This is a genomic window from Mycobacterium sp. NGS24 (assembly GCF_059813065.1).
In genome coordinates, this window is record NZ_JCALDW010000008.1 from 163,906 (window position 1) to 185,931 (window position 22,026).

The 22,026-nt window shown below is 68.4% G+C and carries 22 protein-coding genes and 1 pseudogene; 18 read left to right on the forward strand and 5 right to left on the reverse strand.

The features are described from left to right. Positions 1-3 precede the first annotated feature (3 nt). Entirely contained in the window at positions 4-957 is a 954-nt protein-coding gene (locus tag AC5Y6Y_RS13535; protein WP_463827022.1) for a serine hydrolase, read from the reverse strand. A 366-nt stretch (positions 958-1,323) separates the two neighbouring features. Between AC5Y6Y_RS13535 and rplS the strand changes: the two genes are divergently transcribed. The 4 genes from rplS to AC5Y6Y_RS13555 are packed head-to-tail and all read left to right on the forward strand — an operon-like array spanning position 1,324 to position 3,645. Beyond that, positions 1,324-1,665: a 50S ribosomal protein L19 gene (gene rplS, locus AC5Y6Y_RS13540; RefSeq protein WP_044510756.1), complete on the forward strand. Its 342-nt coding sequence runs from the start codon at positions 1,324-1,326 to the stop codon at positions 1,663-1,665. Between the two features lie 54 nt (positions 1,666-1,719). Next, positions 1,720-2,592, forward strand: coding sequence for a signal peptidase I (gene lepB / locus AC5Y6Y_RS13545; RefSeq protein WP_473139962.1), 873 nt, complete (start codon positions 1,720-1,722; stop codon positions 2,590-2,592). Between the two features lie 2 nt (positions 2,593-2,594). Further along, the gene (locus AC5Y6Y_RS13550; protein WP_463827020.1) at positions 2,595-3,296 is read left to right on the forward strand and encodes a ribonuclease HII; all 702 of its coding nucleotides are present in this window, start codon (positions 2,595-2,597) and stop codon (positions 3,294-3,296) included. A gap of 43 nt (positions 3,297-3,339) precedes the next feature. After that, entirely contained in the window at positions 3,340-3,645 is a 306-nt protein-coding gene (locus AC5Y6Y_RS13555; protein WP_012393608.1) for a DUF2469 domain-containing protein, read from the forward strand. On the opposite strand, the gene AC5Y6Y_RS13560 is transcribed toward AC5Y6Y_RS13555, so the two are convergent. Both AC5Y6Y_RS13560 and AC5Y6Y_RS13565 read right to left on the reverse strand, forming a co-directional pair. Further along, the gene (locus tag AC5Y6Y_RS13560; RefSeq protein WP_463827019.1) at positions 3,646-4,386 is read right to left on the reverse strand and encodes an ANTAR domain-containing protein; all 741 of its coding nucleotides are present in this window, start codon (positions 4,384-4,386) and stop codon (positions 3,646-3,648) included. A gap of 61 nt (positions 4,387-4,447) precedes the next feature. Beyond that, entirely contained in the window at positions 4,448-5,803 is a 1,356-nt protein-coding gene (locus tag AC5Y6Y_RS13565; protein ID WP_473139961.1) for a WS/DGAT/MGAT family O-acyltransferase, read from the reverse strand. Between the two features lie 110 nt (positions 5,804-5,913). Here AC5Y6Y_RS13565 and AC5Y6Y_RS13570 point away from each other — a divergent pair, with 110 nt between their 5' ends. The 9 genes from AC5Y6Y_RS13570 to AC5Y6Y_RS13610 all read left to right on the forward strand — a co-directional run bounded on the left by AC5Y6Y_RS13570 (position 5,914) and on the right by AC5Y6Y_RS13610 (position 15,597). After that, positions 5,914-8,277 (forward strand): FdhF/YdeP family oxidoreductase, encoded by a 2,364-nt coding sequence (locus tag AC5Y6Y_RS13570; protein WP_473140000.1) that lies wholly within the window; start codon positions 5,914-5,916, stop codon positions 8,275-8,277. After that, positions 8,277-9,104, forward strand: a complete 828-nt coding sequence (fdhD, locus tag AC5Y6Y_RS13575; RefSeq protein ID WP_473139960.1) for a formate dehydrogenase accessory sulfurtransferase FdhD — start codon at positions 8,277-8,279, stop codon at positions 9,102-9,104. The genes AC5Y6Y_RS13570 and fdhD overlap by 1 nt, the downstream gene beginning before the upstream one ends. A 70-nt stretch (positions 9,105-9,174) precedes the next feature. After that, the gene (locus tag AC5Y6Y_RS13580) at positions 9,175-9,405 is read left to right on the forward strand and encodes a deoxyribodipyrimidine photolyase (protein ID WP_463827016.1); all 231 of its coding nucleotides are present in this window, start codon (positions 9,175-9,177) and stop codon (positions 9,403-9,405) included. 118 nt (positions 9,406-9,523) lie between these two features. After that, on the forward strand, positions 9,524-9,901 hold the full coding sequence (locus AC5Y6Y_RS13585) for a YraN family protein (RefSeq protein WP_473139959.1): 378 nt from the start codon (positions 9,524-9,526) through the stop codon (positions 9,899-9,901). Next, on the forward strand, positions 9,901-11,412 hold the full coding sequence (locus tag AC5Y6Y_RS13590) for a YifB family Mg chelatase-like AAA ATPase (RefSeq protein ID WP_473139958.1): 1,512 nt from the start codon (positions 9,901-9,903) through the stop codon (positions 11,410-11,412). The genes AC5Y6Y_RS13585 and AC5Y6Y_RS13590 overlap by 1 nt, the downstream gene beginning before the upstream one ends. Next, complete coding sequence (gene dprA / locus AC5Y6Y_RS13595; RefSeq protein WP_463827013.1) at positions 11,409-12,569, forward strand: DNA-processing protein DprA; 1,161 nt, start codon at positions 11,409-11,411, stop codon at positions 12,567-12,569. The genes AC5Y6Y_RS13590 and dprA overlap by 4 nt, the downstream gene beginning before the upstream one ends. A gap of 64 nt (positions 12,570-12,633) precedes the next feature. Continuing rightward, positions 12,634-13,482 carry a siderophore-interacting protein gene (locus AC5Y6Y_RS13600; protein ID WP_463827012.1) on the forward strand — a complete coding sequence of 283 codons (849 nt, stop codon included), beginning with the start codon at positions 12,634-12,636 and terminating at the stop codon, positions 13,480-13,482. A 26-nt stretch (positions 13,483-13,508) separates the two neighbouring features. Continuing rightward, positions 13,509-14,669, forward strand: a complete 1,161-nt coding sequence (locus AC5Y6Y_RS13605; RefSeq protein WP_473139957.1) for a lactate 2-monooxygenase — start codon at positions 13,509-13,511, stop codon at positions 14,667-14,669. Between the two features lie 31 nt (positions 14,670-14,700). Continuing rightward, positions 14,701-15,597 carry a tyrosine recombinase XerC gene (locus AC5Y6Y_RS13610; RefSeq protein ID WP_463827010.1) on the forward strand — a complete coding sequence of 299 codons (897 nt, stop codon included), beginning with the start codon at positions 14,701-14,703 and terminating at the stop codon, positions 15,595-15,597. On the opposite strand, the gene AC5Y6Y_RS13615 is transcribed toward AC5Y6Y_RS13610, so the two are convergent. Continuing rightward, positions 15,582-16,091, reverse strand: a complete 510-nt coding sequence (locus AC5Y6Y_RS13615) for a M23 family metallopeptidase (RefSeq protein WP_473139956.1) — start codon at positions 16,089-16,091, stop codon at positions 15,582-15,584. The two genes, AC5Y6Y_RS13610 and AC5Y6Y_RS13615, sit on opposite strands and share 16 nt — an antisense overlap. A gap of 286 nt (positions 16,092-16,377) precedes the next feature. Here AC5Y6Y_RS13615 and rpsB point away from each other — a divergent pair, with 286 nt between their 5' ends. Genes rpsB through AC5Y6Y_RS13630 form a run of 3 tightly spaced genes read left to right on the forward strand, consistent with a single transcriptional unit; the run spans position 16,378 to position 19,465 of the window. Further along, complete coding sequence (gene rpsB / locus AC5Y6Y_RS13620; RefSeq protein ID WP_463827008.1) at positions 16,378-17,217, forward strand: 30S ribosomal protein S2; 840 nt, start codon at positions 16,378-16,380, stop codon at positions 17,215-17,217. Between the two features lie 13 nt (positions 17,218-17,230). Continuing rightward, positions 17,231-18,049, forward strand: a complete 819-nt coding sequence (gene tsf, locus AC5Y6Y_RS13625; protein WP_463827007.1) for a translation elongation factor Ts — start codon at positions 17,231-17,233, stop codon at positions 18,047-18,049. A 12-nt stretch (positions 18,050-18,061) separates the two neighbouring features. After that, positions 18,062-19,465 carry an amidase gene (locus AC5Y6Y_RS13630; RefSeq protein ID WP_473139955.1) on the forward strand — a complete coding sequence of 468 codons (1,404 nt, stop codon included), beginning with the start codon at positions 18,062-18,064 and terminating at the stop codon, positions 19,463-19,465. A gap of 3 nt (positions 19,466-19,468) precedes the next feature. Here the strand turns inward: AC5Y6Y_RS13630 and AC5Y6Y_RS13635 are convergent, their stop codons facing one another. Further along, positions 19,469-19,888 carry a MarR family winged helix-turn-helix transcriptional regulator gene (locus AC5Y6Y_RS13635; protein ID WP_473139954.1) on the reverse strand — a complete coding sequence of 140 codons (420 nt, stop codon included), beginning with the start codon at positions 19,886-19,888 and terminating at the stop codon, positions 19,469-19,471. Between the two features lie 389 nt (positions 19,889-20,277). On the opposite strand from AC5Y6Y_RS13635, the pseudogene AC5Y6Y_RS13640 reads away from it, so the two are divergent. Together AC5Y6Y_RS13640 and AC5Y6Y_RS13645 are read left to right on the forward strand one after the other, a co-directional pair. Next, a pseudogene (locus AC5Y6Y_RS13640) lies at positions 20,278-20,829 on the forward strand (MPT63 family protein); the annotation flags it as partial. 258 nt (positions 20,830-21,087) lie between these two features. Next, a complete protein-coding gene (locus AC5Y6Y_RS13645) occupies positions 21,088-22,023 on the forward strand; it encodes a lysophospholipid acyltransferase family protein (RefSeq protein WP_473139953.1) in 936 nt (311 codons plus the stop codon). The last annotated feature ends 3 nt before the right edge of the window (positions 22,024-22,026 follow it).

The following is a 22,026-nucleotide window of genomic DNA, read 5'->3' on the forward strand; positions in this document are numbered from 1 at the left end:
CGCTCAGATGCGGCCGTTGGGGAACATCGTCTTGACGGCCTGGGTGATCGTCTCGCGAGCGGTGGCGTCGTCAGCAGCCTGCAGCGACTCGATCACCATGATGTAGCGCCGGTCGGCGCCGATCACACCGGTCGACAGGTGCATCCAGTCCGCGCCGATGCAGCACATCCAACCCTGTTTGACCGCAACGGGTTCGGCGTACAGGCCGTCAGGTATCCCGAACCGTTGCGGGTACCCGTCGACCCCGGTGGGGGTGGACCGGGCCAGATCGTTGAAGATCAGCCGGGACCGGTCCTGCGGCAGACCGCCCGAGCCGTCCAGCAACCCCTGGTAGTAGCGGATCAGGTCGGCGGCCGAACTGATGGTGTTCCACCACCGCCCGTCACTGGGTGGTGTGGTGGCGGTCAGCCCGTACCGGGCCGCGACCTGGGTGACGATGGCATCTCCGCCGTCCTGTCCCCAGAACCGCTCGGCCGCGTCGTCGTCGGACGACTGCAGCATCACGTCCAGTGCCTGGTGGTCGTCGGCGGACAGCACCGACCTGCCCTCGGATTCCTGCAGCAACAGCTGGTCGGCGATGAAGAGTTTGGCCACCGAGGCGGTGGCGATGATCTGGTCGTTGCCGTTGGAGACCAACTGGTGGGTGGCCCGGTCGAGGATGGCCACCGAGAGGATCGCCCCGCTGGCCGCGGCCTGCTCGGTGGCTTGCTGGACCCGCGCCTGCACTCCGTCGAGCCCGCCGGGCCGCAGCATGGGCAGCGCCGTCGGGTTGCCACTGGGCGTGATCACCCGCAGCAGCAGTTCGACCAGCTGCGGCTGCGATTGGGTCGGCGACTCCGACACCGGCTGGGCGGGGGAGTCGAATGCTTTGGCGTGCACCGTCGCCTCGCAACCCGCGACAACCACCAGCGCCACCGCGGCTACGGCGGTCAGCAGGGTCAGCGGCCGGGCTCGCATCGCACTCCTTCAGCCGTCCCGTGGGCGTCTCTAGTGGGCGGGGGTCAGCCGCGCCGGATGCTGTCCCGGGCCCGAACTTCCGGGGCTGGTCCAGGTATAGATTCCGCGCGGTTTGAACCCCTGTCATATGTACCATTTGCAGGCGCTTCAGGGCGGACGCGAACCACTACAGTTTCCTGTGATTTTCACTGCATGCGCACCATCTGGCACAATTGGGCGGTTGTCTCCGGCGGTCGTCGGCCGGCCCGTGCCTGCCGCCTGCTGCGAGACGCACTTGAGAAGCCCGAAACCCATCGGCTTGGTGATCGCCGCGCGCCTGCGTGCGGGTAGTTCATCCGGCCGCGACCCCGAGGAAGTGTCTTTCCAATGAACAGGCTGGACTTCGTCGACCAGGCGTCGCTGCGCGACGACATCCCCGCGTTCAACCCGGGCGACACCATCAACGTGCACGTGAAGGTCATCGAGGGCGCCAAGGAGCGTATCCAGGTGTTCAAGGGTGTGGTGATCCGCCGGCAGGGCGGTGGCATCCGCGAGACGTTCACGGTCCGCAAGGAGAGCTACGGCGTGGGCGTCGAACGGACCTTCCCGGTGCATTCGCCGAACATCGATCACATCGAGGTGGTGACCCGGGGCGACGTCCGTCGCGCCAAGCTGTACTACCTGCGCGAGCTGCGTGGCAAGAAGGCCAAGATCAAGGAAAAGCGCTGACCTCGCCCAGCAGCGCTGACCGCGAGAGCTTCGAGCCCTGGCTACGCTGAGCTCGTGACGGAAACGGAAAAGTCCCCTCCGGAGGACTCGTCTTCGGACCCTGACCTCGTGCGGTCGGCGCCGCAGTCGCTCGACCCGAGCGCGTCCGACGAGCCCGTCGCGACCGCTGCAGGGAAGGCCGAGCCGGTCGACACGGCGCCCGAGGCCGAGGATGCGAAGCCGAAACGGTCCACCCTGCGGGAACTGACGTCGCTGCTGGTGATCGCGATCGTCCTGTACTACGTGATGCTGACGTTCGTTGCGCGCCCGTATCTGATCCCGTCGGAATCGATGGAACCGACCCTGCACGGCTGCCCGACCTGCGTCGGCGACCGCATCATGGTCGACAAGCTCACCTACCGCTTCGGCGAACCGAAGCCGGGTGACGTCATCGTCTTCAAGGGCCCGCCGTCGTGGAACCTCGGCTACAAGTCGATCCGCTCGCACAACCCCGCGATGCGCTGGATCCAGAACGCGCTGTCGTTCATCGGATTCGTGCCGCCCGACGAAAATGACCTGGTCAAGCGCGTCATCGCGGTCGGTGGACAAACAGTCCAGTGCCGGGCGGACACCGGCTTGACGGTCAACGGCAAGACGTTGAAGGAGCCGTACCTCGACCCGAACACGATGATGGCCGACCCGTCGGTGTATCCCTGTCTGGGCAGTGAGTTCGGGCCGGTCACCGTGCCGCCGGGACGGTTGTGGGTGATGGGTGACAACCGGACCCACTCGGCGGACTCCCGGGCGCACTGCCCGATGCTGTGCACGGGTGACCCGACCGCCGGTACGGTTCCGGTCGGCAACGTCATCGGCAAAGCGCGCTTCATCGTGTGGCCGCCGAAACGGTGGGGTGGCGTGGGTTCGGTGAACCCTCAGCAGGCTCAGTGACGATGGCCACGACGTGGCCGCCGCGGACGGTGATCCGCAAGTCGTCAGGGTTGCGCACCCTGGAGTCCGCGCTGTACCGCAACGGACTGGGCCCGGTTGCGGGGGTCGACGAGGTGGGTCGCGGCGCCTGCGCCGGCCCGTTGGTGGTCGCGGCCTGCGTCCTCGGTCCGGGGCGCCTGGAAAGCCTTGCTGCCCTTGATGATTCGAAGAAGCTGACGGAGAAGGTACGGGAGCGGTTGTTTCCGTTGATCCGCCGCTACGCGCTGGCCTATCACGTGGTGTTCATTCCCTCGACCGAGGTCGATCGCCGCGGCGTGCACGTGGCCAACATCGAAGGCATGCGACGCGCGGTGGCCGGCCTGTCGGTGCGGCCCGGCTATGTACTCAGCGACGGATTCCGGGTCCCCGGGTTGGCGGTGCCGTCGCTGCCGGTGATCGGCGGGGATGCCGCGGCGGCCTGTATCGCCGCGGCGAGCGTGCTGGCCAAGGTCAGTCGCGACCGGTTGATGGTCGCGATGGAAGCCGATCATCCCGGCTACGGCTTCGCCGACCACAAGGGCTACAGCACCCCCGCGCACAGCCGGGCGCTGACCCGGCTGGGTCCGTGCCCCGAACATCGCCGTTCGTTCATCAACGTGCGCCGGGTCGCGACCGGGACTGTGCTCACCACCGGTGGTCCGCCCGAGAGCGGCGTTTGTCAGTGAGGAAAGATGGAGCCCAAGATCCGGGAAGAGGACGTCTGAGCAGATGAGTGCAGAAGATCTCGAAAAGTATGAAACCGAGATGGAGCTCTCGCTGTACCGCGAATACAAGGACATCGTCGGTCAGTTCAGCTACGTCGTGGAAACCGAGCGCCGGTTCTATCTGGCCAACAGTGTCGAGATGGTGCCGCGCAACGCCGACGGCGAGGTGTATTTCGAGCTCCGCCTGGCCGACGCGTGGGTGTGGGACATGTACCGTCCGGCCCGGTTCGTCAAACAGGTGCGGGTGGTGACGTTCAAGGACGTCAACATCGAAGAGGTGGAGAAACCCGAACTCCGCTTACCGGAGTAGTCAGCCGGGCGGCAGCTGACCGCGGGCGTCGACGACGTGGCGCGCCACGTCGGCAAGTTTGATGTTCAGGCTCTGCGAGTGCCGGCGCAGCAGATCAAAGGCCTCGTCTTCGCCGATCTGGTGCAGCATCATCAGCATGCCCACGGCTTTGCCGATTTCCCGGTTGCTCAGTAAGCCGCGGCGCAGGCTGGCGGCGTCCTCGCCCTGCGCGATCGCGTTGATGGCCACACCGGCGAACGCCGCCAGCACCGCGGCCCGTCCGGCGGCTTCGGCATCGAAGAGGTTGGGCGTTTCGCTGAACAGGTTCAACGCAGCGTTCTTGCGCCTGTCCATCAGCAGCCGAAAGCCCATCGCGCCGCGCACCGGCGTTTCGGCGACCAGGCGCTCGGCGAACCTGGGCCATTGGTTCGGGACGGTCAGGTCCGGCTCGATCTGCGGGGTCTCCTCCTCGATCGCGTCGATGCACGGACCGTCGCCGGCTCGTCGTTCCAGGTCGTCGACCTGGTAGGCGAGTCGGCTACTGGCACCCACCGTCACGTAGCGGTCGTCGCGCTTGACCAGCAGGCTGGCGTGGTCGCAGCCGGGCACGACCAGAGTGGCGGCCACGCAGATCGCCGCATACATCTGGGTCGGGTCCGTGCCCTGGTAGAGGATCTCGGCCAGGGCGGCGAACACCGTCGCGGGATCGGCCGTCGACCCACCCGGGGTCGGGCCGTCGGCGGCGCTCGGTTCGTTGACCAAGTCGTCACCTCCCTTCGGCGCAGCGGGTGCTGGCCGTAGACTAGCGCGGTCGTCACAGGCGTCACACGCCGACTGCGCGCTCGAGGTCTTTCAGCGACGTCTCCAGATGACTGAGCATCCGCTGCAGGTGCGGCACGCTGCCCCGGGCGCCCACCAAACCGAAGTCCAGATTGTCACCGTTATTGGTCACGGTGATGTTCATCGCCTGCCCATCCAGCGTGATCGACAGCGGATAGTTGCCGACCAGCTCCGCGCCGCGCCAATACAACTTCTCCTTGGAGCCCGGCACGTTGGAGATCACGATGTTGAACGGCGGCGGTGCGGTGCGGATGAATCCGGGTACCAGACCGAGGAACAGGCCGCCGGTGAGGAACGCCGACAATGCCAGCTGCTGAACCTGGGGGAGCTGGTTGAACAGCTCTTTCTGTTCGGTCATCGACGAGTTGATCCCGCGCAGCCGATCGCCCGCGTCTTCGACATGGGTGTTGAGGTTGCACAGCACGGTTCCCACCGAGTTGCCGCCGCCGTCGCTGTCCTCCTTGCGCAGGCTCACCGGCACCATCGCGATCAGCGGCGCGTCGGGCAGGGCATTCTGTTCGATCAGATACGTGCGCAGTGCGCCCGCCGACATCGCCAACACCACGTCGTTGAAGCTGACGTTCGCGGCCTTCTTCACGCTGAAGATGCGTTCCAGCGGCCACGACTGCGCGGCAATGCGCCGCGCGCCGCCGATCCGCACGTTGAACATGGATTTGGGGGCCCGGAAGGGGAACGTGAGTTGCTGCTCGATCAGGGCGGCGCGCGCCAGCGTCAGGGTCGACGGCGCCAGACCCGCTGCGGAACCGATCGCACCGGTCAGCGCCTGCAGCGGCGACGAGCCGCCGCCCGAGTCCGGCTTGTGGCGCGGTTTCAGCTCCCACGGCACCCGGACCTCGTCGTCGTTCGGGTCGTTGGTGAACGCGCGCTGCATCAGCCGCATCGCCGAGACACCATCCATCAGCGAGTGGTGGAATTTTGTGTAGACGGCGTAGCGCCCGTCGTTGAGGCCCTCGATGAGGTGCGCTTCCCACAGCGGGCGGTGCCGGTCGAGCAGGCTGCCGTGCCAGCGTGAACACACCTCGAGCAACTCGCGGACCCGGCCCGGACGGGGCAGGTGCGACCGGCGGAAGTGGTAGTCGAGTTCGATGTCCTTCTGCTCCGACCACGCCAGGTTGGTGACCGGACCCACGAACGCCGGGTGCTTGCGGAACGTCGGCTGGACGTCGGTGCGGTTGAGCATCGATTCGTAGGCCTCGGTCACGAAGTCTTCGTCCTTGCCATCAGGTGGCTGGAACAACTGCAGGCTGCCGACGTGCATCGGGTGCTCGCGGGATTCCCCGAGCAGGAACATCGAGTCGGCCGGCGCGATCAATTTCATGGTCCCTCGTACCCTCCAAGTGGTATTGAACCCGGTAGTAGTAGCCAACTGTGGCATCGCGCACACATTTGGTGACGTACGTCGTCGCTGAGTGTGCCCGACCGAGCAGGATTCGGTGGAGTGCGCCCGAATCGGGGTACGTTGACGCCGTGTGGTTTCAGCGTTCCGGCGGACCCGGTGACATTCCCGCCGACTACGACGAACACGCGGTAACCGTCACGCCGCGCAAGCAGGACGCGGCGGGAGTGCGCGCGGTCATGGTGTCGCTGCAGCGCGACCTGGAGCAGATGGGTGCGGTGCGCACCGCGCGGGCGCTGGCCAAGCTGAATCAGCGCAACGGTTTCGACTGTCCGGGGTGCGCCTGGCCGGAGGAACACGGTGGCCGCAAGCTGGCCGAGTTCTGCGAAAACGGCGCCAAAGCGGTCGGCGAAGAAGCCACCAAGCGGGTGGTGGACCCGGAGTTCTTCGCCCGGCATTCGATCGCCGACCTGGCAGCGAAGCCGGAATACTGGCTTTCCCAGCAGGGTCGGCTCACCCAGCCCATGGTGCTGCGGCCCGGTGACGACCACTACCGGCCGATCGGCTGGGAAGCCGCCTATCGGCTGATCGCCGATCAGCTCAACGCCCTGGACAGCCCGGATGAGGCGGTGTTCTACACCTCGGGGCGGACCAGCAATGAGGCCGCGTTCTGCTACCAGCTGATGGTGCGCAGTTTCGGCACCAACAACCTGCCCGACTGCTCCAACATGTGCCACGAATCCTCGGGTTCGGCGCTGACCGAATCCATCGGCATCGGAAAGGGTTCGGTCACCGTCGACGACGTGGTGCACGCCGACCTGATCGTCATCGCCGGACAGAACCCGGGCACCAACCATCCCCGCATGCTCTCGACTCTGGAGAAGGCGAAAGACAACGGCGCCAGGGTCATCACCGTCAACCCGCTGCCCGAGGCGGGACTGATCCGGTTCAAGGACCCGCAGAAGGTGCACGGGGTGCTCGGCCGGGGCATTCCCATCACCGACGAGTTCGTCCAGGTGCGGCTGGGTGGCGACATGGCGCTGTTCGCGGGTCTGGGCAGGCTGCTGCTCGAGGCCGACGAGCGCGCCCCGGGCACGGTGATCGACCGCGAATTCGTCGACCGGCACTGTGCCGGCTTCGATGAGTACCGCCGGCGCACCCTGGAAATCGACCTCGACGACGTGGCGGCCGCCACCGGCATCGGACGTGCGCAACTCCAGCGCGTCGCCGCGATGCTGATGGCGTCCCAACGCACCGTGGTGTGCTGGGCAATGGGCCTGACGCAGCACACGCACGCGGTTGCCACGATCGGCGAGATCACCAATGTGCTGTTGCTGCGCGGCATGATCGGCAAACCCGGCGCGGGAGTGTGCCCGGTGCGCGGACACTCCAATGTCCAGGGCGACCGCACCATGGGCATCTGGGAGCAGATGCCCGAACCGTTCCTGGCCGCTCAGGACCGTGAGTTCGGGATCACCAGCCCCCGTGCGCACGGGTATGACACGGTGGCCGCGATCCGCGCCATGCGGGACCGCCGCGCCAGCGTGTTCGTCGGCATGGGCGGCAACTTCGCCTCGGCCACGCCGGACACCGCCGTCACCGAGGCCGCGCTCCGCAATTGCGCGCTGACTGTACAGATTTCGACGAAACTCAATCGCAGCCACATCGTGCACGGCAGCACCGCGCTCATCCTGCCCACCCTGGGCCGCACCGACCGCGACATCCGCGGCGGTCGCAAACAGCTTGTATCGGTTGAGGATTCGATGTCGATGGTGCATCTGTCCCGCGGTGGCCTGCAGCCGCCCAGCGACGAGTTGCGCAGCGAGGTGGAGATCGTCTGCCGGCTGGCCCGGACCCTGCTGGGCCCGGCGCACCCCGTGCCATGGGAGCGGTTCGCCGACGACTACGACACCATCCGCGACGCCATCGCCGCGGTGGTGCCCGGTTGTGCCGACTACAACCGCAAGGTGCGCCGGCCCGACGGCTTCCAGCTGCCGCATCCGCCCCGCGATTCACGCGAATTCCGTACCAGCACAGGCAAAGCCAACTTCGCCATCAATCCGCTGCAGTGGGTTCAGGTGCCACCCGGGCGGCTGGTGTTGCAGACGCTGCGCAGCCACGACCAGTTCAACACCACGATCTACGGGCTCGACGACCGCTACCGAGGGGTCAAGGGCGGCCGCCGGGTGGTGTTCGTCAACCCCGCCGATATCGAGGCGCTCGGTCTGACCCCCGGCGCCCGGGTGGATCTGGTGTCGGAGTGGACCGACAGTGCAGGCCGGCTCAAGGAGCGCCGGGCGAAAGACTTTCTGGTGGTGCAGTATTCGACGCCGGTCGGCAATGCGGCCGCTTACTACCCCGAGACGAATGCCCTGGTGCCGCTCGACCACACCGCGGCGAAATCGAACACCCCGGTGTCCAAGGCGATCGTGATCCGAGTGGAGCCGGGCGGTTAGTGGGACACGTCACCGCGCGTCGGCGCGTTCGGCATCTCGCCGCCGGCCGGGCGATCACCCGGCCGGAGACGCTGGCCGTCGAGGAGCCGTTGGAGATCCGCGTCAACGGCACCGCGGTCACCGTGACCATGCGCACCCCGGGTGCCGATTTTGAACTGGCACAAGGTTTTCTACTCACCGAAGGAGTGCTTGTCCGGCGCGAGGACGTACGCACGATTCGCTACTGCGCAGGCCAAGATGCCGACGGCGGTAACAATTACAACGTGCTCGACGTGACGCTGGCGCCGGGTGTCGACGTGCCCGATCTGGATGTGACCCGCAACTTCTACACCACGTCGTCGTGCGGGGTCTGCGGTAAGGCGTCACTGGAGGCGGTGCGGCTGATCAGCCGGCACGCGCCCGGGGATGATCCCGCCACCGTTGCCGCGGCCAGCCTGGAGGCGATGCCGGACCAATTGCGGGACGCCCAAAAGGTTTTCGCCTCCACCGGCGGGCTGCACGCCGCGGCGCTGTTCGGGGTGGACGGGACGATGCTGGCCGCACGCGAGGACATCGGCCGGCACAACGCCGTGGACAAAGTGATCGGCTGGGCGCTGGAACACGGGCGGGTGCCGTTGGCGGGCACGGTGCTGCTGGTCAGCGGGCGGGCGTCCTTCGAGTTGACCCAGAAGGCGCTGATGGCCGGGATTCCGGTGCTGGCCGCGGTTTCGGCGCCGTCGTCGTTGGCCGTCTCGTTGGCCGAAGAGTCCGGGATCACGCTGGTGGCGTTCCTGCGCGCGGATTCGATGAACGTCTACACCCGGGTGGACCGGGTCACCGTGGATTGAGACCCGGGCCGCGAGGGTAGCCGGTCCTAGCGCTTCACCGAGCTCACCTCACTCAGTCCAGGAGACGGCCATGCTGCACGAAGTCATTACCGCCGCGCAAAGCAATCCCGAGGCAGCGGGGTTCATCCTGCGCGGGATCAAAGGGATCTTCGTCATGGTCGGCAGCGTGATCGCGGCGATCGTCTGCGCGGTGATCGCGTCGATGAAGGGACGCAGCGCTGTCATCTGGGGACTGTGCGGCCTGTTCTTCAGCATCCTGACGTTGATCGTCGTGATCATCGTGCCCAGCAAGCGCGCCTGACGGCCGCGTCTGCTCGGGCTGTGGATGAATGCCCGGGTGTGGATAGGTAGCGGCGCAACCGGGTGCTGCGCATCCGCCACCACCGGCCGTGTCGGGGCCCGCCTGCAGGGTGAGCCTCATGACGAGCCAAGAAACGATGACCCGGGCGCAGCTCGGAGCGTTCGGTGAACAGCTGGCCGTAGCACACCTGACCGGCCTGGGGTTGCGCATCCTGCACCGGAACTGGCGCTGCCGCTACGGGGAACTCGACGTGATCGCTGCTGATATAGCCACTCGCACAGTGATTTTCGTCGAGGTCAAGACCCGCACGACGGACGGATACGGTGGCGTGGCGCAGGCGGTGACCGACGCCAAGGTGCGCCGGTTGCGCAGGCTCGCGGGACTTTGGCTGGCCGGTCAGCAGCAGCGCTGGGCGGTGATCCGCATCGACGTGATCGCGGTGCGCATCGGACGCCGGCGCGTCCCGGAGCTCACCCACCTCAAGGCGGTCGGGTGATGGCGCTCGGGCACGCATTCTCGGTCGCCGTGCAAGGCCTGGACGGGCACATCGTGGAAATCGAAGCCGATATCAGCTCGGGACTGCCGGGCGTGCATCTGGTCGGCCTGCCCGACGCGGCGTTGCAGGAGTCCCGGGACCGGGTGCGCGCGGCGGTCAGCAATTGCGGCAACGACTGGCCGCAGGCCCGGCTCACGCTCGCGCTGTCACCGGCCACACTGCCGAAAATGGGATCCGTCTACGACATCGCGCTGGCGTCCGCGGTGCTCTCGGCGCAGCGCAAGCGGTCATGGCACCGGCTGGAGAAGACGGTGCTGCTCGGCGAGCTGGCGCTGGATGGCCGGGTGCGTCCGGTCCGGGGGGTGCTGCCCGCGGTGCTGGCCGCCAAGCGCGACGGCTGGCCCGCCGTCGTGGTTCCCAGCGCGAATTTGCCCGAGGCCTGCCTGGTCGACGGTATCGAGGTATGGGGGGTGCGCACCCTCGGACAGCTGAAAGGCTGGCTGAACGGAAGCGGCGGCCTGGACGGCCCGGTGCTGGGGTCGGCGCCCGCCGACGAGCCGGTGGTGGATCTGGCCGACGTCGTCGGTCAGTCCCACGCCCGGTTCGCTGTCGAGGTGGCGGCCGCGGGGGCGCACCACCTGATGATGACCGGCCCACCGGGGGTGGGCAAAACGATGCTGGCACAACGTCTCCCGGGGCTGCTGCCGCCGCTGACCGACAGCGAGGCGCTGGAGGTCACCGCGATCCATTCGGTGGCCGGCCTGCTGGCCGGAGACACACCGCTGATCACCCGGCCGCCGTTCGTGGCGCCGCACCACAGTGCCACCGTGGCCGCCCTCGTCGGCGGCGGCAGCGGGATGGCCCGCCCAGGTGCGGTCAGCCGCGCGCACCGCGGCGTGTTGTTCCTCGACGAGTGCGCCGAGATCGGCGCCAGCGCCCTGGACGCATTGCGGACACCGTTGGAGGACGGTGAGATTCGGCTGGCCCGCCGCGACGGCGTCGCGTGCTACCCGGCCCGGTTCCAGCTGGTGATGGCAGCGAACCTGTGTCCGTGCGCGCCGGCCGACCCGCAGGACTGCGTCTGTCCCGCCGCGGTCAGGCGGCGGTACCTGAGCAAGTTGTCCGGTCCGCTGCTCGACCGGGTGGACCTGCGGGTCCAGATGACCGTGGTGCGATCGGGAGCGTTCGCGCCTGCCGACGGTGAATCCACCGCGCAGGTCCGGCACCGGGTGGCGCAGGCCCGGGCGGCCGCAGCCGACCGGTGGCGGCCGCACGGTTGTCGTACCAACGCCGAAGTCTCCGGCGCGCTGCTGCGCCGGAAATTCCGGCTCGGCCACGCCACGATGGAGCCACTGCACACCGCATTGAGGTGCGGGGTGCTGAGCATCCGCGGGGTCGATCGGACGTTGCGGGTCGCCTGGAGTCTGGCCGACCTCGCCGGGCGCACGTCACCTGGCCGCGACGACGTCGCCACCGCGCTCAGCTTCCGGCAGGCGGGGGCGGCACGATGAGCGCCACCGATCCGCAGTCGCGGGCATGGGCCTACCTGTCGCGGGTCGTCGAACCGCCCTGCGCGGAGCTCGCCACGCTGGTGCGATGCGTCGGGGCGCAGGAGGCGGCCGAGCGGATCAAGCGTGGGGAGGCCGGGCTACCGGGTTGTCCGGATCTGGCCCGACGCACCGAGGCCCGGCGCCACATCGACCAGGCGGCAGCGGATTTGGAGCTGCTCGAGCGGCGCGGCGGCCGGTTGATCACACCCGACGACGCGGAGTGGCCGGTGCTGGCGTTCGCCGCCTTCGACAACGCGGCGGTCACATCGCGCGGCGGGCCGCCGCTGGCGCTGTGGGCGATCGGGCCCGTCGACTTGGCCGAGGTGTCCCACCGGTCGGCCGCCATCGTCGGCACCCGGGCCGCCACCAGCTACGGCGAGCACATGGCGGCCGATCTGGCGGCCGGTCTGGTCGACCGGGAGGTGGCAACCGTTTCCGGCGGTGCCTTCGGCATCGACGGTGTGGTGCACCGGGCAACGCTGGCCGCCGAGGGCAGCACGGTGGCAGTAATGGCCGGCGGGATCGACGTGCCGTATCCGGCCGGGCACTCCGCGCTGCTGCACCGCATCAGCCGGCACGGGCTGCTGGTCACCGAGTACCCGCCCGGTACCCGGCCGGCCCGGCACCGGTTCCTCACCCGCAACCGCCTGGTGGCCGCCGTCGCCGGCGCCGCGGTCGTGGTGGAAGCGGGGCTGCGCAGCGGTGCCGCCAACACCGCAGCGTGGGCGCGCGCGCTGGGGCGGGTAGTGGCCGCGGTACCCGGGCCGGTCACGTCGTCGGCCTCAGCGGGATGTCATGTACTGCTGCGCAACGGCGCGGAGCTGGTCACCCGTGCTGACGATGTCGTCGAAATGGTGGGCCGCATCGGGGAACTGGCGCCCGAGGAGTCACGGCCCGCCACCGTGCTGGACGGTGTGAGCGAGGCCGAGCAACGGGTGCACGACGCGTTGCCGGGCCGTGGCGCGGCCACCGTCGAACAGATCGCGGTCGCGTCCGGCCTGGTTCCCGAACAGGTACTGGGGCCACTGGCGCTGCTCGAGGTTGCCGGCTTGGTCGAGTGCGACGACGGCCGGTGGCGGATCGCACGGCACGGTCGCGGCAAAACCCGACTCGTATAGTCGACTGGGGTCGGGTGTGGGTATCGCGGCGCGGGACGGGACGACCGCGGGACAGGAGGACACGGTGGCAGGTCGGCCGCTGCAGGCATTCGAGGTCGTCAGTACCGAACAGCTCACGCCGCACATGGTCAGGTTGGTGCTGGGCGCCAAGGATTTCGACGCCTTCGTGCCGAGCAAGTTCACCGACTCCTACGTCAAGTTGGTGTTCGTCCCCGACAACGTCGACATCAACGGGCTACCCCAGCCGTTGACGATCGACAGCTTCGCCGAGTTGCCCCCCGCGCACCGGCCCTCGGTGCGCACCATCACCGTGCGCCGCGTGGATGAACAGGCCGGCCAGATCACCGTCGACATCGCGGTGCACGGCGAGCACGGCGTGGCCGGACAGTGGGCGGCCGCGGCCGAACCGGGCCAGCCGATTTATCTGATGGGCCCCGGCGGCGCCTACACTCCCGACCCGGCCGCCGACTGGCATCTGCTGGCCGGAGACGAATCCGCGTTGCCCGCCATCGCCGCAGCGCTGGAGGCACTGCCCGAAACTGCGGTCGGCAAGGCCTTCATCGAGGTCGGCTTTCCCGAGGACGAAATCCCGTTGACCGCACCCGAAGGTGTGGACGTGTTCTGGATTGTGCGCGGCGGCCGCGCCGACCTGGTTCCCGAAGACCGCGCGGGCGATCACGCACCGCTGATCGAGGCGGTCACCACCTCGCCCTGGCTGCCGGGGCAGGTGCACGTCTTCATCCACGGCGAAGCACAAGCCGTCATGCACAACCTGCGGCCCTACATCCGCAAGGAACGCGGCGTCGATGCCCAGTGGGCGTCGATCTCCGGATATTGGCGGCGCGGGCGCACCGAAGAGTCGTTCCGGGAGTGGAAAAAGGAACTCGCCGAGGCGGAGGGCCCGGACCAGTAGCGCGGGCCACTGGCATCCTCTAGCTCATGGCATACGGCGACTATCAGTACGAGATCTACTTCCAAGGACTCTCCGGGATCGCTCCCAAGCTGCCGATGAGTTTCGCGGAACTGGAGCTGCGGGCCGAAATGGCCCTGCCGCCGTCAGTGTGGTCCTACGTCGTCGGGGGAGCGGGCGACGAACGCACCCAGCGGGCCAACCGGGAAGCCTTCGATCAGTGGGGCCTGATGCCGCGCATGTTCATCGGCGCCGCCGAACGCGACCTCTCCGTCGACGTGTTCGGGTTGAAACTGCCCTCGCCCCTGTTCATGGCGCCGATCGGCGTCATCGGACTGTGCGCGCAGGACGGCCACGGCGACCTGGCGACCGCACGCGCGGCGGCCCGCACCGGAGTGCCGATGGTGGTGTCCACGCTGACCGCCGACCCGCTGGAAGACGTCGCGGCCGAATTCGGCGACACCCCGGGCTTCTTCCAGCTGTACACCCCGAAGGACCGGGAACTGGCCGCCAGCCTGGTGCAGCGTGCCGAAGCGGCCGGCTACAAGGCGATCGTCGTCACGCTGGACACCTGGATTCCCGGTTGGCGACCGCGGGACCTCACCACCGCCAACTTTCCCCAGCTGCGCGGGTTGTGCCTGAGCAACTACACCAGCGACCCGGTCTTCCGCGCCAGCCTGCCGCGCCCGCCCGAGGAAGACCCGCAAGGCGCGGTGCTGCAGTGGGCCCAGACCTTCGGGAACCCGCTGACCTGGGACGACCTGCCCTGGCTGCGCTCGCTGACCGACCTGCCGCTGATCCTCAAAGGGATCTGCCATCCCGACGACGCGCGGCGCGCCAAGGACGGCGGCGTCGACGGCATCTACTGCTCGACCCACGGCGGTCGGCAGGCCAACGGTGGGCTGCCCGCCCTGGACTGCCTGCCGGACGTGGTCGAGGCGGCGGACGGGCTGCCGGTGCTGTTCGACTCGGGCATCCGCAGCGGCGCCGACATCATCAAAGCGCTGGCCCTGGGTGCGACCGCGGTCGGCGTCGGCCGGCCCTATTCCTACGGCCTCGCGCTTGGCGGCGTCGACGGCCTGGTGCACGTGCTGCGGATGCTGCTCGCCGAAGCCGACCTGATCATGGCCGTCGACGGCTATCCGACGCTGACAGATCTCACCCCGGACACGCTGCGGCGCGTCCGCTGAATCGCCGTGCCGCGTCTGCGAGCGTGGGGGAGTGCAGGCGATCCTTGACGAGTTCGACGAATATCTCGACCTGCAGTGCGGCCGGTCGGCGCATACCCGTCGGGCCTATCTGGGGGACGTGCGGGCGCTGCTGGACTTTCTCGCCGAGCGTGGATCCAGTCTGCAGACGCTGAGCCTGCCGGTGCTGCGGGCCTGGCTGGCCGCCGCGGCCGGCGCCGGCGCCGCGCGCACCACCCTGGCCCGGCGCACGTCGTCGGTCAAAGCCTTCACCGCGTGGGCGCTGCGGCGCGGCATCATCGCAAACGACCCCGCCGCCCGCCTGCAGGTCCCCAAGGCGCACCGCACCCTGCCTGCGGTGCTGCGCCAGGACCAGGCGCTGGCCGCCATGTCGGCCGCCGAATCCGGTGCGCAGCAGGGCGATCCCCTGGCCCTGCGGGACCGGCTGATCGTGGAGATGTTGTACGCGACCGGGATCCGGGTCAGCGAGCTGTGCGGGCTGGATGTCGACGACGTCGACACCGGGCATCGAGTGGTCCGGGTGCTCGGCAAGGGCAACAAGCAGCGCACCGCGCCGTTCGGGCAGCCGGCCGCCGCGGCGCTGCAGGCGTGGTTGACGCACGGGCGTCCCGAACTGGTCACCGCCGAGTCCGGTCCCGCGCTGCTGCTGGGGGCCCGCGGCCGCCGTCTGGACGTCCGGCAGGCCCGCACGGTGGTGCACCAAACCGTCGCCGCCGTGGACGGCGCGCCCGACATGGGACCGCACGGACTGCGGCACAGCGCTGCCACCCACCTGCTCGAAGGTGGCGCCGACCTGCGCGTGGTCCAGGAACTGCTCGGCCATTCCAGCCTGGCCACCACCCAGCTCTACACGCACGTCGCGGTGGCCAGGCTGCGCGCGGTACACGACCAGGCTCATCCGCGCGCCTGACCCGGCAATGGTTTGAGCCGGATCGGCGTGACCGCCAGCAGGCCGAGCGGGTCCACGTAGTCGGCTCGCGACGCCGCCCCCCCCATCGCGCCCCAATGCAGGCACGCCGGCGCCGGGCAACCGGCGTGCCCGGCGAGCAGGTCACCGATCGCCGTCGCCGACGTCACCGATTGTCCCGCGCGCACCGCTGACCGGACCGGTTCGTAGCTGGTGCGCAATCCGCCCGGGTGGGCCAGCGACACCACCGGCCGTCCGGCGACCGACCCGGCGAACACCACTGTCGCCTCGCCGGCGGCGTACACCGGCTGACCCGGTCGACCGGCCAGGTCCACACCGCGGTGCCCGGCCAGCCAATCCGGGCGCGGCGCGTCGAATACCCGGACCACCGTCGGCGGCGGGCGCAGCGGCCAGCTGAACCGCCCGTTGTCGGCGTCTGCCGGCGGTGCGTTCAGCAGCACCCAGCACAGGAACAACACCACTACCAGCCATCGCACCTGATCAGTGCAGCCGCACGCGCGGGATCGGACCAGTCGCTGTGGACAGCTCTGCGGCGTGGGAATTCCGGTCGCCGAGTCGGTGTAAACTTCTCGGCGCAGCTCGTGACAAGCGGGCTGACTTCGCGCGTCTGCATCGCGACCCAGTAGTCCAGGGATCCGCATCAGCATGCCGAGCGGTCCCGTGACCAGGTGTACCTGGCAGCGGGTTCGGCATCGCAGCAGGCGCCAGGGCCCGGCTTCACCCGACGCCGGGCGACAACCGAGAAAAGGACGTGGCTTCACCATGGCTGTCGTAACCATGAAGCAGCTGCTTGACAGCGGCGCGCACTTCGGGCATCAGACCCGTCGTTGGAACCCCAAGATGAAGCGGTTCATCTTCACCGACCGCAACGGCATCTACATCATCGATCTGCAGCAGACGCTGACCTTCATCGACAACGCATACGAGTTCGTCAAGGAAACCGTCGCCCACGGTGGGACGGTGCTGTTCGTCGGCACCAAGAAGCAGGCGCAGGACTCGGTCGCCAGGGAGGCGACCCGGGTCGGGATGCCGTACGTCAACCAGCGCTGGCTGGGCGGCATGCTGACCAACTTCTCCACCGTGCACAAGCGGCTGCAGCGCCTCAAGGAGCTCGAGGCGATGGAGCAGACCGGTGGCTTCGAGGGTCGCACCAAGAAGGAAATCCTGATGCTGACCCGGGAGAAGAACAAGCTGGAGCGGTCCCTGGGCGGTATCCGGGACATGGCCAAGGTGCCGTCTGCGGTCTGGGTGGTGGACACCAACAAAGAGCACATCGCCGTCGGCGAGGCCCGCAAGCTGGGCATCCCGGTCATCGCGATCCTGGACACCAACTGCGACCCCGACGAGGTCGACTACCCGATCCCCGGCAACGACGACGCGATCCGCTCGGCCGAGCTGTTGACAACGGTGATCGCCAAGGCGGTCGCCGAGGGTCTGCAGGCGCGTGCCGGCGCGGGCCGCAGCGACGGCAAGCCGGAAGCTGAGGCCGCCGAGCCGCTGCCGGAATGGGAGCAGGAACTGCTGGCCGGCGCTGCCGCCGGCACCGACGCCGCCCCCGGCGCTGACACCGCCGCCGGCGCACCAACCACAGACGCATCCTAGGAAAGGCTGAGCATTGGCGAACTACACCGCTGCCGACGTCAAGCGACTTCGCGAGCTGACCGGCGCCGGCATGCTCGATTGCAAGAACGCGCTGGTGGAGACGGACGGCGACTTCGACAAGGCGGTCGAGGCGCTGCGCATCAAGGGCGCCAAGGACGTCGGCAAGCGCGCTGAGCGGGCCACCGCCGAAGGCCTGGTCGCCACCAAGGGCGGCGCGCTGATCGAGCTGAACAGCGAGACCGACTTCGTCGCCAAGAACGCCGAGTTCCAGGAGCTGGCCGACAAGGTGGTCGAAGCCGCGGTGGCCTCCAAGGCCACCGACGTCGACGCGCTCAAGGCAGCCAGCACCGGCGACCAGACGGTCGAAGAGGCCATCGCCGCGCTGTCGGCCAAAATCGGGGAGAAGCTGGAGCTTCGCCGGGTGGCCAACTTCGACGGCACCGTCGAGGCCTACCTGCACAAGCGTGCCGCCGACCTGCCGCCCGCGGTTGGGGTGCTGGTCGAGTACACCGGTGACGGGGGCGCCGACGCGGCACACGCCGTCGCGCTGCAGATCGCCGCGCTCAAGGCGCGCTATCTGTCGCGGGAGGACGTCCCCGAGGACGTGGTGGCCAGCGAGCGCCGCATCGCCGAGGAGACCGCGAAGGCCGAGGGCAAGCCGGAACAGGCGCTGCCCAAGATCGTCGAGGGCCGGCTCAACGGGTTCTTCAAGGACGCCGTGCTGCTCGAGCAGCCGTCGGTGTCGGACAACAAGAAGACCGTCAAGGCCCTGCTCGACGAGGCCGGCGTCACCGTGACCAGGTTCGTCCGGTTCGAGGTGGGCCAGGCCTAGCGCCGGTTCCCGATGCCGCGCGTACACGCATTCGGCGACGACGCCCTGGGTGACCTGGATGCCGTCGCGCTGGCTGAGGCCCTGCGGTCCGGCCAGCTGAACCGTGCCGAGGTGCTGGAGGCTGCGATTGCGCGTGCGCACGCCGTCAACCCGGCGCTCAACGCGCTGGCCTGCGCAGGCTTCGATCAGGCGCGCGCCGCCGCCGCCGCGCGGCCGAGCACCGGCTTCTTCGCCGGCGTCCCGACCTTCATCAAGGACAACGTGGACGTCGCCGGGCTGCCGTCGCGGCACGGCACGGACGCGTGGGAACCGTATCCGGCGTCCGGCGACAGTGTGGTCACCCGGGTATTGCTGGACACCGGGCTGATCGTGCTGGGCAAAACCCAACTTTCGGAGTTCGGGTTCAGCGCTGCCGCCGAACACCCCCGATTGGGGGCCGTGCGCAACCCCTGGCACCCCGAGCACACCGCGGGCGCCTCGTCGTCGGGGTCGGCGGCATTCGTCGCCGCCGGCGTCACCCCGATCGCCCACGCCAACGATGGCGGCGGGTCGATCCGGATCCCGGCGGCGTGCACCGGGCTGGTCGGGTTGAAACCGTCCCGGGGCCGGTTGCCGCTGGACCCGGAATTGCGCCGGCTACCGGTCGGCATCGTCGCCAACGGCGTGCTCACCCGCTCGGTGCGCGATACCGCCGTTTGGTACCGCGAGGCGGAACGCAGCTTCCGCAATCACACTTTGCCACCGATCGGTGACGTGAGCGGGCCGGGCCGGCAGCGGCTCAAGATCGCCGTCACGACCCGGTCCATGCATCGCGAATCCGGACCCGAGGTGCGGGACCTCACGCTGAAGACGGCGGCACTGCTCGAGGAACTCGGGCACCGGGTGGAAACCCTCGACGAGCTGCCGGTGCACGCCGGCTTCCAGGACGACTTCGTGCTGTACTGGGGTTTCCTGTCATTGGCGCAGGTCAGCGCCGGACGGCGGGTCTTCGGCAGCTCGTTCGACCGCTCCCGTCTGGATGCCTTGACGATGGGTCTGTACCGGCACACCCGGCGCCACATCCACCGGCTCCCGCTGGCCATCGCCCGGTTGCGCAGGCTGCGGCGGCGCAGCGCCCGGTTCTTTGCTGACTACGACGCCGTGCTGATGCCGACCCTGGCCGATCCGCCGCCCCCGGTCGGCTTCCTGGCGCCGACCGACTACCAGCAGGTCATCGATCGTCTGGTCGACTGGGTGGCCTTCACACCGCTGCAGAACGTCACCGGCGACCCGGCCATCTCGCTGCCGGTGGGCCAGTCCGCGAACGGCCTGCCCGTGGGCATGATGCTGTCCGCCGACTTGGGCCAGGAGTCGCGGCTGCTGGAGCTGGCCTACGAACTCGAAGCGGCGCGGCCGTGGGCGCGGATTCAGGGTTGAGCGTCAATCCGACCCGAGTTTGTCCAGCAGTCGCTTGAACTCGGCCTGCTCGGCCGCGGTCAGTTTGGCCAGGATGCGGGCGTCGGCGGTACGCACCACCGCCTCCGCACGGTGAAGCAGCTCGCGACCGGCGTCGGTCAGCGACGCCGGCAGGGCACGCCCGGAGGACACCGAGGCCGGACGGTCCACCGCGCCGAGGTCTTCCAGTTTGCGCAGCACCGTGTGCATCGCCTGTGGCGTGACGCTTGCATGACGGGCCAGTTCAGCGCTCGACGATCCCGGCGACTGGGACAGGATGCGCAGGCAGACGAATTCCGGCAGCGTCAGGCCCAGCGGATTCAGCGCCGCGGACGCCTCGGGTCGCAGTACCGATGACACTCGATACAGCAGATAACCAAGCGGGGCGTCCTCGGTGGCATCCATCTCAAGGATATTGACATAGGTATTCCTCCGGCGCGGGTGCATCCCGAGAATTTCACCTCGATCGGTCTGCCAACAATGGTGGGCAAAAAAGTATTCAATGCGCAGCGGCGGTCCGGTGCTAATCCTGGATATTTGACATTCGACGGATAGGTTTTCGGTCCGGCATTGTGAATTACGGTGGTGCCAATGTTGAAGATGTGACGAAATCATTATTGTGGCACAGGTCAATTTGTGCGCTGTTTACGCAGCTAGCGGCCCCGCGTGTGGTAATTCTGCCAGCCCGGCGCTGTTTGAGTAGGTGTGCGGTGGGTAATGGGATGCAAGTGCGGTTGGCACAGCGAACGTAAGACGCTGACTGCTGAGAACGACACCAAACGAGAGGATTGAGCGTGAAGTTCAGCACTACCACTGCAAAAACGGTCATCGGTGCCGCCGGAATCGCGGCTGTCAGCCTGTTCGGTGCGGCAGCGGCCTCGGCTGCGCCCACCATAGTCGACGGTCTCGGGACCCCCGAAACCCTGGTTGACGGGCCGCTGAGCACCGAGTACACCGTGAGCAACCTGCAGCCCGCCACCATCACCATCCCGGGCTACACCGTCAAGGGCCAGCTCTGGCAGGCCGACGTCCAGGTGCATGCGACCAACGGAGTCGTCACGCCCGTCGTGACCAACTTCAACGCGCGTACCGCCGATGGCACGAACTACCGCGTCATCAGCACCAAGGCAACTCCTGAGGGACTGAGCCCCGCGCCGATCACGCAGGGCGGGATGACCAGCGGGAAGATCTACTTCGACGTGACTAATGCTGCACCGACCCGCGTTGTCTACAACGACGGCATGCAGGACGCGCTGGTCTGGGAGGGTGGTTCGGCCGCCGCTCCCGCGCCCAACGCCCTGCCGAACCAGGCACCCAATGGGATGCCCGGTCAGGCACCGAACACGGTGCCCGGCCAGGCGCCGAACACGGTGCCCGGCCCGAACCAGGCGCCGAACTCGATGACCGGCCCCAACCCTGCGGCGCCGAACTCGATGACCGGCCCGAACTCGGTACCCGGCCCGAACGCCGCGGAGCCCAACCCGTCGGAACCCGCGTAATAGTCGGTACCCGTAGCTAGACGACCCTCCCCGCGCCACTCAACCGGCGCGGGGAGGTCTCGTTTATCGGAGTTTTCTATGGACATGTGGGGTATGCCACAAGCCATGACCCACACAGATCACCGATCGGAAGACGTTCTCGAGCAGGCACGCCACCACGCCGAAGAAGCCCGTTCGACCATGGCGGAAAAGCGCGACAAGCAGAGCGGCGGCGTCAGCGGCTGGGTTGCTGATCGGGCCGGGGACTGGTCCCTCGACGGCCAGGACGAAGCCACCATGCAACGGCAGAAGTTCTTCTGGAACGTGCTGGTCGACTACTGGTTCCGGATGGAGATCGACGGCTGGGAAAACGTCGGGGAGTCCCCGGTTCTGCTGATCGGCATCCACTCCGGCGCGCCATTCGTCTGGGATGCGTGGACGGTGGGCCTGCAGTGGTGGCGGCGGTTCGGTCCGGACCGCCCGCTGCACGGCACGGCGCACGACGCGTTGATGGCGATTCCCGGCATCGGGCGCTACTTCCGGTCCATGGGCGTGCTGCCGGCGGCGCCGGACGCGATCGCCACGGCGCTGGCCGAGGGGCGCGACGTGGCCCTGTGGCCCGGCGGCGAAGTGGATTCGCTGCGGCCCTGGAGCGAGCGGGACCGCGCCAACCTCGCCGGACGCAAGGGATTCGTGAAGATGGCGATCCGGGCGGGGGTGCCGATCGTGCCGATCGCCACTGTCGGCGGCGCCGACGCGATGCCGGTGCTGATTCGCGGCGACCAACTGTCAAAGACGCTGCGGCTGGACAAACTGCTGCGGCTGAAGGTCTTTCCGCTCGCGGTCTCGCTGCCCTGGGGTATCGCCCCGGCGGCCCTGCCGCAACTGCCGCTGCCGGCCAAGATCAGGACGCGATTCATGCCGCCTGTCGAGATCGACTCGGATCCCGCCCGCGCCGGCGACGATGAGTACATCGACGCGAAGTACCGGGAAGTCGAAGACAGCATTCAAGCAGGGATGGATGCGCTGGCCCGCAAACGGACGCTGCCGCTGTTCGGTTAGCGG

What these genes read in the sequence shown, in the direction of transcription:
- AC5Y6Y_RS13555 (WP_012393608.1), top strand. Translation starts at nt 3,340, where the DNA reads ATGAGTGCAGAAGATCTCGAAAAGTATGAAACCGAGATGGAGCTCTCG.
- AC5Y6Y_RS13590 (WP_473139958.1), top strand. Translation starts at nt 9,901, where the DNA reads ATGGCGCTCGGGCACGCATTCTCGGTCGCCGTGCAAGGCCTGGACGGG.
- AC5Y6Y_RS13580 (WP_463827016.1), top strand. Translation starts at nt 9,175, where the DNA reads ATGCTGCACGAAGTCATTACCGCCGCGCAAAGCAATCCCGAGGCAGCG.
- AC5Y6Y_RS13645 (WP_473139953.1), top strand. Translation starts at nt 21,088, where the DNA reads ATGACCCACACAGATCACCGATCGGAAGACGTTCTCGAGCAGGCACGC.
- rplS (WP_044510756.1), top strand. Translation starts at nt 1,324, where the DNA reads ATGAACAGGCTGGACTTCGTCGACCAGGCGTCGCTGCGCGACGACATC.
- AC5Y6Y_RS13565 (WP_473139961.1), bottom strand. Translation starts at nt 5,803, where the DNA reads ATGAAATTGATCGCGCCGGCCGACTCGATGTTCCTGCTCGGGGAATCC.
- AC5Y6Y_RS13585 (WP_473139959.1), top strand. Translation starts at nt 9,524, where the DNA reads ATGACGAGCCAAGAAACGATGACCCGGGCGCAGCTCGGAGCGTTCGGT.
- rpsB (WP_463827008.1), top strand. Translation starts at nt 16,378, where the DNA reads ATGGCTGTCGTAACCATGAAGCAGCTGCTTGACAGCGGCGCGCACTTC.
- AC5Y6Y_RS13605 (WP_473139957.1), top strand. Translation starts at nt 13,509, where the DNA reads ATGGCATACGGCGACTATCAGTACGAGATCTACTTCCAAGGACTCTCC.
- AC5Y6Y_RS13630 (WP_473139955.1), top strand. Translation starts at nt 18,062, where the DNA reads ATGCCGCGCGTACACGCATTCGGCGACGACGCCCTGGGTGACCTGGAT.
- dprA (WP_463827013.1), top strand. Translation starts at nt 11,409, where the DNA reads ATGAGCGCCACCGATCCGCAGTCGCGGGCATGGGCCTACCTGTCGCGG.
- AC5Y6Y_RS13635 (WP_473139954.1), bottom strand. Translation starts at nt 19,888, where the DNA reads ATGGATGCCACCGAGGACGCCCCGCTTGGTTATCTGCTGTATCGAGTG.
- AC5Y6Y_RS13535 (WP_463827022.1), bottom strand. Translation starts at nt 957, where the DNA reads ATGCGAGCCCGGCCGCTGACCCTGCTGACCGCCGTAGCCGCGGTGGCG.
- AC5Y6Y_RS13550 (WP_463827020.1), top strand. Translation starts at nt 2,595, where the DNA reads ATGGCCACGACGTGGCCGCCGCGGACGGTGATCCGCAAGTCGTCAGGG.